Source organism: Bradyrhizobium sp. Cp5.3, assembly GCF_000426265.1.
Lineage (GTDB): Bacteria > Pseudomonadota > Alphaproteobacteria > Rhizobiales > Xanthobacteraceae > Bradyrhizobium > Bradyrhizobium neotropicale.
In genome coordinates, this window is the sequence record NZ_AUFA01000039.1 from 51318 (window position 1) to 61863 (window position 10546).

Sequence of the window (10546 nt, forward strand, 5' to 3'; positions counted from 1 at the left end):
CAGTCCATGAATTCGAAAGTCTTGACGGTTCGGGAAGCGACCCTCGGTGTGCTTCGTTCCTTCGGCGTCGACCGCGTCTTCGGCAATCCAGGCTCGACCGAGCTTGCCTTTCTCGGCGATTGGCCGGATGACATCGACTACGTGCTTGGCCTGCAGGAAGCTTGTGTCGTCGGCATGGCCGATGGTTATGCGCAGGCCACAGGACGTCCGGCCTTCGTCAACCTGCATTCGGCGGCCGGGCTCGGCCATGCGCTCGGTAATCTCTTCACCGCGTTTCGCAACAAGACGCCGATGGTGGTGACGGCCGGGCAGCAGGCGCGCAGCCTGCTGCGGATGCGGCCTTATCTCTTCGCGGAGGACGCCGAACAGTTTCCAAAACCGTATGTGAAATGGAGTTCGGAACCTGCGCGCGCCGAGGACGTCCCCGCGGCCATTGCGCAGGCCTTCTTAACGGCCATGCAGCATCCGCGCGGCCCGACATTCGTGTCGGTGCCTTCGGATGATTGGGCGCGGCCTGCGGTCGCTCCGCCGGTCCGCAACATCGCGACGGAGTTTGCGCCGGATCCGGCGGCGATCGTTCGGCTCGGCGCGGCGATTACGGCAGCCAAAAGACCCGCATTCGTGGTCGGGCCCGAAATTGATCGCAACGGCTGCGTCGATGCGATGGTCGCGGTGGCCGAGCGGGCGAGGGTGGCAGTGTTTGCAAGCCCGATGTCGAGCCGGTCGAGCTTTCCGGAATTGCATCCGCAATTCGCGGGCTTCCTTCCGGCCGCGCCAGGTGGGCTCGCCCGCGCCTTGCACGGCGCCGATCTGATCGTCGTGGTCGGGGCGCCCGTGTTCACCTTCCACGTCGAGGGACAATGTGAACTGCTCGACGGCGGAACGCCGGTCTGGCAGATCACCGACGATCCGACCGAGGCAGCGTCCGCTGCTGCCGGCGACACCATCATCAGCACGCTGCCGAAGGCGCTTCCTGCACTGCTGGCGGCGCTGCCTGACGTCGCGAAGCGCGATGCGCCGGCTGCGCGCCCTCAGCCCGCAATTCCCGCCGCGAAAAATCCGATCCCTCCGGCCTATGCGCTGAGCCGGCTCTCGGAGCTGATGCCGCGCGATGCGATCGTGGTCGAGGAGGCGCCGTCGCATCGTCCCGCCATTCAGCAATTCCTGCCGCGGCCGGGCGCGGACAGCTTCTACACCATGGCGAGCGGCGGGCTTGGTTACAGCCTGCCGGCCTCCGTCGGCGTGGCGCTGGCACGGCCGGGCCGACGTATCGTGGGGCTGATCGGTGACGGATCGGCGATGTACTGTGTCCAGGCGATCTGGACCGCGGCACAACGCAAGCTGCCGATTACGTTCGTGATCATGAACAATTCCGGCTATGGCGCGATGCGCGCCTTCAGCCAACTCATGCAGGCGCATCGCCCGCCCGGGATTGATCTGCCCGGGCTCGACTTCGTGGCGCTTGCCAAGGGTCTTGGCTGTCCGGGCAAGCGCGTGACCGATGTCGGCGAGCTCGATCGCGTTCTTGCCGAGGCTCTGGCGTCAAGCGGCCCCGCGCTGGTTGATATCGCAGTCGACGACGCCACGACGGACCTGTTCAGCCATTCGCGCTAGTCCTTGGCGTGCTAGAGCCGCGGCGCCCTGCAGGCGCCGTCCGGCGGCGTAAAGGTGACCAGGCGCAGCTCCGATGCTCCCTCGACCAGGAACGTGGTGTAGGCGAACTCGACTTCTCCCCAAGTCTCGTGCCTGAAGCGCTTAATTCCTTCGCTTCGCTCTGTCACGTCTTGCCGCGGCCACCAATGTCGGAATTCGACGCTGGCCGCCCTTAGCGCCTCAACAAGTGCATCGAAGGCGGGATCGCCGTTGGCCTGGCTGTGGTCGAGGCGAAACTTGGCCAGAGCCTGGCGGGCTCCCTGTTCCCAGTCTGGCCTCATCTGACGGTAACGGGGGTCGACGAACGTCAGCCAAAGACTGTTGCGTTCATTCGGAGGCATCAGGGCATAGTCGCCGAACAGCGCGACCGCGGCCGAGTTCCAAGCCACCACATCCCACCGCGGCGTCTTGAGGTAGGCTGGGTTGGGCAAGCTATCGAGAAAGGTTTGCAGGACCGGCGAGACGGTTGGGACGTTCGGCGTGGCCGCGAGTGGCGGCCGGTGCTGCGCCAAGGCGTAGAGGTGTGCGCGTTCCGCAGTGTCAAGACGCAGCGCTCGACATATCCGCTCAAGAAAATCGGCGGAGACCTGAATAGCGCGGCCTTGCTCGAACCAAGTGTACCACGTGACGCCGACCCCGGCGAGATGGGCAACCTCCTCACGCCGCAGCCCTGGTGCACGACGACGAGGTCCTCCCGCCAGTCCAACTTGTTCAGGCGCAATGCGGGAGCGCCGATCACGCACGAAATCGGACAGTGCTCGGCGGTCGTCGGTGCGCTGTAGATTTGTCACGGTCCATCACGCTGTTGTTCGAACTAATAGGATAACGACTTACATTTTTCACTATAGCGAATTGCTTCACTCTCCGACAGGGACAGCCAAAATATCGTCACCTGCCGGAGCTTCAGATGGACGACCTCACCACCTCCGTCACCCATGCAAACCAGTCGCGGCCATGGCTTACTCTGTCCGTGGTGCTGGTCGGCCCGTTCATGACCGTGATGGACATGATGATTGTGAATGTCGCCATCCCAGATATCCGGCGCCAGCTTGGGGCGAGCTTTGGACAAGCCGAACTGGTGATCGCTGGCTACGGCTTGGCCTATGCGGTGATGCTGATTACTGGCGGCCGGCTGGGCGACCTGTGCGGTCGCCGGAGAATGTTTATCCTTGGGCTGGCTGGCTTTACCGTTGCGTCGGCACTGTGCGGCCTCTCGCCAACCGCGACGACACTGATCTTGGCTCGATTGCTGCAAGGTCTCACCGCGGCCGTCCTATTCCCGCAGGCGCTCGCGCTGATCCACATGACCTTCGCAGAGAGCGCAATACGTACCAAAGCCTTTGCGGCGCTTGGGATTGTATTGGGACTGGCCGCGGTCACAGGCCAGGTGCTGGGTGGCATGCTGGTCAGTATTGATCTGTGGGGTCTGGGCTGGCGAACGATCTTCCTGGTGAACATCCCGATCGGTTGGCTGGCGATCCGAGCGGCGCTACGCCTGATCCCGATGGACACAGTGTCGGCCGGTCAACGGCTCGATGTCACGGGGGTTGCCTTAAGTGCTATTGGCCTCGGACTGTTGCTCTATCCGTTAGTGGAAGGACGGGAGGCGGGATGGCCGGTCTGGTCGGTGGCAATGCTTTGCGCTGCCGTCCCGGTCCTGGCCGGGTTTGCTTGGCATCAATATGGCAAATCCAGTCGAGACGAATCGCCGTTGTTGCAGATGGGTCTGTTCGGCAATCGATCCTTCACGATTGGCGTTGTGTTGGTGCTGGTCTACTATTCTACTCATAGCTCCTTCTTTCTCGCCTACGCGTTCCTGGTGCAGGTTGGGCTTGGTCGATCGCCACTGGCCGCCGGCATCATTCTTTCCGCAGTACCCGTTGCATTCATGATTGGCTCGACAATCGCCGGGCGAGCAGCAGTCGAGCACCGATGGAATGTACTCGCGGTCGGCTCTACGATTAAAGCGATCGGCAACGGCGCGGCGGCCGGCACGGCGTTTTTCGGGGCGCCCATGCAGGCCGAAGCGCTTATCCCGAGTCTGCTGCTCGTCGGATTTGGCCAAGGCCTGTTGGTGACGCCGCTTTTCAATACCATTCCCGGCGGCATTCCTCATCGCGACATCGGATCGGCCTCGGGCATGCTCAGTACCACGCAGCAAGTGGGGGGTGCCTTCGGCGTCGCTCTGGTCGGCAGCTTGTTTGCCGCCGTGCTTGTCCATGCCCGCGGGGGAGGGGCGGCCGAGGTGGAAGCCTATGGCAGCGCCTTCGCAGCGGCCAGCGCCTACGCCGCGCTGATGGGTCTGGTCATGCTTGTCCTGCTGTTTGCCCTACCGTTGGAGCGCAGGGAGCGTGTCTGACGCGACGAGGAGGCCGGCCAGACCCGCAATCGCCGGCGAGCTGGAAAGCTCGCCGGCGACGCATCGCCGTCAGCAGGAGTACCACCCTATTGCCGCGTCAGGCGAACCAGGTCCTGTCGCAGGAGGTAGAAGGAGACTGCGAGCAGCACGACGTCCTTCATCAGGAAGGGCACGTTTCCGGTCATCGCGGGGAAGCCTCCCGCCGCGATGTCCCAGCCTTCCGGCATGAAGGGAATGATGGTGACCGTCGCGATGAAGGTGCCGGTCGAGCCGAGGGCGCCGAGAACGCCAAGACGCTTGTCCCAGAAGCCCGCAAGCAACAGCGAGCCGAACGTCCATTCCGAGACGCCGAGGAAGTAGCTCGCGCCGGCATGGCCGAACACAGGATAGAGCCACCAGATCAGCGGACCGTTGCTGATGAACGGGACCAGTCGTTCGAATTCGTACGGAAACCACTTCTGGTAACCGAAGAAGAAGAACATGATCACCATCGAGGCGCGGACGGCATGATAGTCGAGATCCTCGGCGAGCAGGCCTGATCTCTCCAGCACGCGGACGAGAGGGTTTTGAGCCGTATTGGCAAGTGTAGTCATGGTCGTGATCCCTTTGAGATGATCGATGCGGCGCGGTCGCGTTACGCGACGGCCGGGAAGTCGATCTCGGTGTCGTTGATGCGGTTGAAGACGTTGGTGAAGACCGTGGTCGCGAAGGCGAGGCTGATCTCCACGAGCTGCGCGTCGCTGTAACCGGCGGCCGTTATCGCGGCGAAGTCTTCGTCGCTGACGGTGCCGCTCGATCGCGCGAGCTTGCGAACGAAGCCGACCAGCGCATCGCGCCTGGCATCGCCGGTGGGCTGGCCGTCGCGGATCTGCTTGAGCACCTCCGGCTTCACGCCGGCGAGCTTTCCGAGATGGCTATGGGCGGCGACACAATAGTCACAGCCGGCGACTTCGCTGATGACGAGCTTGATGATCTCCTTGTCGGACTTGCTCAGGCTTCCGGAGGCAAGCACCGCATCGGCAGCAAGCACGGCCTTGAGCGCAGCGGGACCATGGGCGGCGATGGCCGCGAACGTGTTCGGCACGTTGCCGATGGCCTTCTTGATCTGGGCATAGACCTGACCGGACGGACCGGCATCTGTTTCGAGGTTCGGGACAGAAAGACGAGACATGGTGGCACTCCTTGGTTGGGGTGGTGAACGATTGCGGAGTGACAGTAGGGTCTCGGTTCGAGACTTTTAATGCCGAGAAAGCGCTGTTATATGCTCGATCATCTCATTTACGGGAGGCCGCCATGGATTGGCTTAGCCGGTTGTTCGAGATGATGCCGGTGCGCGGTCGTCTCGACCTGCGCTGCGCCTACGGCGTGCCCTGGCGGATCGAGCAGGGGCCGGGCGAGGCGAACGAAATCCCGTACCATGCGGTGCTTGCCGGCTCGGCGATTCTGGAGAATCCAGCGGGAGGCCGGCCGCTGCTACTGAAGACTGGCGACATCCTCCTGCTTCCCGGCAATCCACGGCACGTCATGCATGACGGCAGCGGAGCCGTGCCGCTCAAGGCCCGCAACCGTGCGGCTCTCAATTTCACGATCAGCGAAAATCCCGGCGCGGACGAGCGGCTCGATCTGTTGTGCGGACACTTCGCGATCGCTCCGCCGCACGACCGGTTGCTGCGCAATTATCTGCCGCCTGTCCTCATCGTGAATGCCGGCGCTCACGCCGGACAGCGGGGCACTGCGGGGCAACTCGCGGGCCTCGTTGCCCTGATGCGCGGCGAGACGGCGGACGACCAATTGGGTGGCCGCGCGATGCTGAACGCACTAACGACGGCGATGTTCGCACTCGTGCTGCGGCTCGCCAGCGAGACCGATGCGGCGCCACGGGGGCTCCTTGCACTTGCAGGCCATTCGCGCCTTGCGCCCGCGGTCGCCGCCTTGTTCAGCGCGCCGGCACGCGCATGGACGCTGCCCGCGCTTGCGCGTCTCTGCAACATGTCGCGTGCGACACTTGCCCGTCAATTCCAGGAGAAACTTGGATGCTCGCCGAGCGACCTCCTGACGGACATTCGCATGAGCCTCGCAGCGAACCAATTGAGGACATCGTCGGTCTCGACTGGAGCTGTTGGAGAAGCGGTAGGATATCAATCCGAGGCAGCATTCCAGCGCGCCTTCAAGAGCCATATGGGCGTCACGCCGGCGCAGTGGCGAAAGACGACGCGGGAGCCAGCCGGGCTTGCCGACTTGAAATTGGCAAGGCCCGAAGAGATCTCCACCAATGAGAAGGCGTAGGCACTCCAACTGAGCGGGACGCGTGGCGTCGCGTCTACGCAGTACACCCTCGGCAACCCGACATTATTTGTCGGAGCCGGAATCCTTGCTCCGAGCTTCGGCAGCTTTCTCGAGATCCCATGCCCGCTGCAGGCGCTCGGGGCTCGTTGCGTTCAGTATTTTGGTCCAGGCACCGCCGAGTGCCTTGATGCCGTCGTGTAGAGTGGGAGCATGTCCGGTCGACCAATCAGGCAAGGCCATCGGGACGCTTATCGACCAGGACCAGCTGTCTCCGGAACGATGCACGTTGCCGATCACATGCCCTTCATAGATGACGACGTAATGGTCCTTGACGTCCGGCCACCGAAGCTTGGCATTGAGGGAAATGGTTTGTTTCATGAAACGAGACTTGTGTGGGGAATGACTTCGATTGCAATCATCTGAGCGGCCGCAATTGGTGCCGAGGCCGGCAGCAACTACGGTGGGCTCCCGGTCCGAGCAATGTCTTGAGAGCCGGCGCTGTGGCGGACGCGATCGCTAATGCGACTCGCGTTTCCAAGCTTGATAAGAATGTATCGATTTGGCACTATGCCGGCATATTCGGAGAAAATCATGTATAAGTCATGCCTTGTCGCGATTGCTGCCGCCGTCTGCATGTGTGCATCGTCCGCCAGCGCCCAGGGCGGTCCTTATCCCTTCGGCGATGAGCCGTACCGGCTGAACTGGTATCCCGACCCCGAGATCGCGACCGGTTGCTGGAAGTGGAATTGGCAGCAATATCAGTGGGACAATTATTGTCCGGTGTACGTCCAGCCCAAGGCCTTCATGTACCCTCGCGCGAGGGCGCTCGTCGTTCGCACCAAAGGTTAGCGAGCGGCTGAACCGCGACGCCTTGCGAGGGCGCCGCTCAGGCACACGTCAATCAGTAGTTCTCGATCGTGCAGGCGATCTGGCTGTGCTTGCCGAAATTGAGCAGGGCATTGCCGCCGAAGCCGTCCACCCAGACGCCGGGACCGGCGTAGCGATATCCGACCCCCATCGGGACCAGGCGTACATGCACGCCGCCGGAGCGGCCGGAATGCAGCGATGCCGTCACGACGTCGCCGTCGATTGACACTGCGATCGGGCACAGCGGGTATTGCCTGCCGTTCTCGCAGGTGAAGACGAGCTCCGAGCAACTGCCGATCCCGCTCGGAGAAGCCTTCAAGGCCATATCGGCCGCGTTGGCTGCCCCAGGACTGCCCGCCACTCCGGCTCCGAAAAGAACAGCCGCCGTCAGACACTTGGCCATGAAATTACGCATTGCCGCCCCCAAAGAAATTTTCAAATCACAGGACTAAGAGAGCAAAAATCGCCAACACCGTCAAACCGCGGCGTTGCCGCGACGGCCGGAGGCTTCTCATCTGTTGCCGTCCTGCGACAGGGCCGGGCGGCGCATCCTGCCCCGCAACAGGGTATCGGAGGGCAGTTCGCCGAACTCGCTGCGGTAGTCGCGGGCAAAATGGCCGAGATTGCCGAAGCCGCATTTCGCGCAGACCTTGGTGACGGTTGTTCGGGAGCCGGCCTCCGCCAGCATGTCGTAGGCGTGCACCAGGCGGATGCGCTTCAGGAAATCGGCGATCGAAGTCCCCCGCAACGCAAAGTGCTTCTGTACACCGCGCAAGCTGACGCCGTGCTCGCGGGCAATCTCGGCGATGACAAGCGGCTTGTCCCATTGGGTTTGCAGATGCTGGATGAAGCGCAGCATGTTCTCGGATACCTCATTGCGCTCTCGTCGCTCCGTGATGTCGACACCTATCCCGATCAGGTGTGTCACCTGTCCATTGCCGTCGCTCACCGGGTTCACCGCCTGTCGGACCCAGCGCACATCGCCATCACCGTCGAGCTCTCGATAAGCCAGCATGCCCGCCGCCCCGCTGAGCCCGCGGCGGAGCAGTCCTTGCACCTGATCGAGATCGTCGGGATGAACGGCTTCGGTCAACGTATCGATTGTGGCCTCCGAGGATGCCGGCGACGGTCCCGCGAGCACGCGATAGGCGCCCGTTCCACCGGGGCGTCCTGGCACGCTCCGCCGCCAGATCGTGACGCCGGCCAGATCCGCGGCGGCCTCGTTCGGCGCCGTTGGCGCTTCCTCCAGCAGACAACTGATCCACTTGAGTGGGCCGTCATTGCTCGTGATGCCGGACTGCACGGTTTTCATCCGTACGAAGCGGCCGTCCTTTGCCAGGTAAAGAGCTTCGAAGCGGCTTGCATCGGTCGTGCGATTCACCAGCCGGCTCAAATTGGCAAACCACGCGTCGCGGTACGCGGGGTGGACAAGATTGTGCAGCGTAAGCTGGAGCATTTCGTTCGCATCGTACTGCAGAGCCTTCCGCGCAGCATTGTTCGCAAACGCAATCCGGCCCGACGCGGCATCGAACAGCACGGCGCCGATCGGAATACCATCCAGCAACAGACGCGGCATCGAGCCGAGGTACTCTGGCTTGATCATGCGAAGGCGCAACCTCCGGGATCTGCACGGCGGCCGGCACGCGCGCGCACTGCGTGAGTCGCGCTGACGCGGAGGCGGCCATTGTTCTTTCGTCGGGTTCGAAGCACGATGGTATTGGAATGCTACGTAATCAGGAAATTAGTACCGCTACCTTGCGAAAAGCCGCTGCAACTTGAGCGAGCCGCATCGTTTTGAGCGAACAAAATCGAGTCACACTATTGCCTTAATGCAAATGCGCGCGATAGCCTTTGCCTAATTTTTGGTTAAAGCGATGGCTGTGGGGCTGGGGCGTTTTTTGCGAGACGACTTTATTTCGACGCCCGATTTGAGCGCCGCACCTTCGAGTCGCGAAGTTATTTCACGCGGTCCGTGACCGCACAATTTTTTTCGGAGGAGGGCCTGGGGGGCAGGACATTTCAAAGTTTGCTCGGCTCATTGAGAGATTTGGCGGCGAGCTAGCGTCTGCAAAATAAGACCGCAGTCATTTGCCGCTCCTTTCCAAAAATCATTGAGACACGCAGGCCGGTGAGCATTCGCATCACGATTCTTTCCGGCCAACATCCAGGACACGAAAATCGAGAATAGCGCCCGACGTCGGGCCGAGAAGACTTGCGACATCACTGCTGTGGTGACGGAGCGGAAAACCTCCGCCTGCGGCAGAAGTTTTACAGGGCAGCGTAGGACACGCTGGAGGACAGGAGCATCACTATGGCGGCCAAGACAACGAATGGCTCGGCAATTGCGTTGAAGACCACATTGAGCGGCCTGGAGATCGATGGTGGCAACGGCGCCGATGTCATCACCGCTGACATCCTATTCCAAGGGGCGGATGATCCGACGAAGGGCTACACCTACACCATTGTTGGTGGAAATGGCGACGACATTGTTTGGGGCTCTTCGCGCAACGAAACCATCTGGGGCGACAGCAATGGAAACAGCAGCACCAGCGATAACGGCGCCGATCAGCTGCATGGCGGCGGCGGCGACGATCAGATTCAAGGCGGCAATGGCGATGACAAGATCTGGGGCGATGACGGTAATGACACGCTGTTTGGCGACAATGGCGCCGACAGCCTGACGGGCGGGCTAGGGGCTGACGTGCTGACCGGCGGCAAGGGCGGGGACAAGTTCATCTATCTCCTCACGACCGATTCCACCGCCAATGCGAATGGCTCCTGGAACCCAAATACCGGCGATTGGATCAAGGACTTCAACCACAGCGAAGGCGACAAGCTGGACTTTACCGGCTTCAACGACATCACCGGCTCCGGTCATCCTGACAAGCTAACCTGGGACGATAGTGGGACGGGTGGCCGCTACAAGATCTGGACTTCCAACGGCTTTGTCTATGCCGATACCAATGGGGATAGCACGGCTGATCTTGCCATCAAAGTCACCGGCACAGTTGGGGCGAACGACTTCCTCGGGATCAATCATGCGCCCGTTGCGGTGAGTGATACGGGCACGACGGACGAAGATCACTCGGTCGTTTTGAATCCGCTTGCGAATGACACCGACTCCGATGGCGATGCACTGAGCATCACCACCGTTTCAATCGCGCCCGGCCACGGAACCGCAACGATCACGGACAGCGGTCATACGATTACCTACGACCCGACAAGTGCGTATCAATATCTCGCCGCAGGCGAGTCTGTACAGGTCACGATCAACTACACCATCTCGGACGGACACGGCGGAACGGCAAATGCGGTTGAGATCGTGACCGTTAACGGTGTCGATGATGTTCCGATCGCCGTTGCTGACATCGGTTCGATGGG

General features: G+C 61.9%; 11 protein-coding genes. 5 read left to right on the forward strand and 6 right to left on the reverse strand.

The window, feature by feature from the left end; translation table 11 throughout:
• Window positions 1-6 precede the first annotated feature (6 nt).
• Window positions 7-1614, forward strand: coding sequence for a benzoylformate decarboxylase (gene mdlC, locus K289_RS0133365; RefSeq protein ID WP_084788816.1), 1608 nt, complete (start codon window positions 7-9; stop codon window positions 1612-1614).
• A gap of 11 nt (window positions 1615-1625) precedes the next feature.
• On the opposite strand, the gene K289_RS0133370 is transcribed toward mdlC, so the two are convergent.
• Window positions 1626-2444 carry a helix-turn-helix transcriptional regulator gene (locus tag K289_RS0133370; RefSeq protein ID WP_027555435.1) on the reverse strand — a complete coding sequence of 273 codons (819 nt, stop codon included), beginning with the start codon at window positions 2442-2444 and terminating at the stop codon, window positions 1626-1628.
• A 116-nt stretch (window positions 2445-2560) separates the two neighbouring features.
• On the opposite strand from K289_RS0133370, the gene K289_RS0133375 reads away from it, so the two are divergent.
• Window positions 2561-4012, forward strand: coding sequence for an MFS transporter (locus tag K289_RS0133375; protein WP_027555436.1), 1452 nt, complete (start codon window positions 2561-2563; stop codon window positions 4010-4012).
• Between the two features lie 86 nt (window positions 4013-4098).
• Here the strand turns inward: K289_RS0133375 and K289_RS0133380 are convergent, their stop codons facing one another.
• Window positions 4099-4605 carry a YkgB family protein gene (locus tag K289_RS0133380; RefSeq protein ID WP_027555437.1) on the reverse strand — a complete coding sequence of 169 codons (507 nt, stop codon included), beginning with the start codon at window positions 4603-4605 and terminating at the stop codon, window positions 4099-4101.
• Window positions 4606-4646: 41 nt separating this feature from the next.
• On the reverse strand, window positions 4647-5183 hold the full coding sequence (locus K289_RS0133385; protein ID WP_027555438.1) for a carboxymuconolactone decarboxylase family protein: 537 nt from the start codon (window positions 5181-5183) through the stop codon (window positions 4647-4649).
• A 122-nt stretch (window positions 5184-5305) separates the two neighbouring features.
• Between K289_RS0133385 and K289_RS45995 the strand changes: the two genes are divergently transcribed.
• Entirely contained in the window at window positions 5306-6298 is a 993-nt protein-coding gene (locus K289_RS45995) for an AraC family transcriptional regulator (RefSeq protein ID WP_051311059.1), read from the forward strand.
• A 63-nt stretch (window positions 6299-6361) separates the two neighbouring features.
• Here K289_RS45995 and K289_RS0133395 read toward each other — a convergent pair whose 3' ends face one another.
• A complete protein-coding gene (locus K289_RS0133395; RefSeq protein ID WP_027555439.1) occupies window positions 6362-6676 on the reverse strand; it encodes a hypothetical protein in 315 nt (104 codons plus the stop codon).
• A 213-nt stretch (window positions 6677-6889) separates the two neighbouring features.
• Here K289_RS0133395 and K289_RS0133400 point away from each other — a divergent pair, with 213 nt between their 5' ends.
• Window positions 6890-7147 carry a hypothetical protein gene (locus K289_RS0133400; protein WP_027555440.1) on the forward strand — a complete coding sequence of 86 codons (258 nt, stop codon included), beginning with the start codon at window positions 6890-6892 and terminating at the stop codon, window positions 7145-7147.
• 52 nt (window positions 7148-7199) lie between these two features.
• Here K289_RS0133400 and K289_RS51850 read toward each other — a convergent pair whose 3' ends face one another.
• Entirely contained in the window at window positions 7200-7526 is a 327-nt protein-coding gene (locus tag K289_RS51850) for a hypothetical protein (RefSeq protein ID WP_245284063.1), read from the reverse strand.
• Window positions 7527-7676: 150 nt separating this feature from the next.
• Window positions 7677-8768 carry a helix-turn-helix domain-containing protein gene (locus tag K289_RS47980; RefSeq protein ID WP_027555442.1) on the reverse strand — a complete coding sequence of 364 codons (1092 nt, stop codon included), beginning with the start codon at window positions 8766-8768 and terminating at the stop codon, window positions 7677-7679.
• A 708-nt stretch (window positions 8769-9476) separates the two neighbouring features.
• On the opposite strand from K289_RS47980, the gene K289_RS46005 reads away from it, so the two are divergent.
• On the forward strand, window positions 9477-10546 hold a 1070-nt coding region (locus tag K289_RS46005), incomplete at its 3' end, for an Ig-like domain-containing protein (protein WP_035686726.1).

What these genes read in the sequence shown, in the direction of transcription:
- K289_RS0133395 (WP_027555439.1), bottom strand. Translation starts at nt 6,676, where the DNA reads ATGAAACAAACCATTTCCCTCAATGCCAAGCTTCGGTGGCCGGACGTC.
- K289_RS0133375 (WP_027555436.1), top strand. Translation starts at nt 2,561, where the DNA reads ATGGACGACCTCACCACCTCCGTCACCCATGCAAACCAGTCGCGGCCA.
- K289_RS0133400 (WP_027555440.1), top strand. Translation starts at nt 6,890, where the DNA reads ATGTATAAGTCATGCCTTGTCGCGATTGCTGCCGCCGTCTGCATGTGT.
- K289_RS0133380 (WP_027555437.1), bottom strand. Translation starts at nt 4,605, where the DNA reads ATGACTACACTTGCCAATACGGCTCAAAACCCTCTCGTCCGCGTGCTG.
- K289_RS0133385 (WP_027555438.1), bottom strand. Translation starts at nt 5,183, where the DNA reads ATGTCTCGTCTTTCTGTCCCGAACCTCGAAACAGATGCCGGTCCGTCC.
- K289_RS47980 (WP_027555442.1), bottom strand. Translation starts at nt 8,768, where the DNA reads ATGATCAAGCCAGAGTACCTCGGCTCGATGCCGCGTCTGTTGCTGGAT.
- mdlC (WP_084788816.1), top strand. Translation starts at nt 7, where the DNA reads ATGAATTCGAAAGTCTTGACGGTTCGGGAAGCGACCCTCGGTGTGCTT.
- K289_RS45995 (WP_051311059.1), top strand. Translation starts at nt 5,306, where the DNA reads ATGGATTGGCTTAGCCGGTTGTTCGAGATGATGCCGGTGCGCGGTCGT.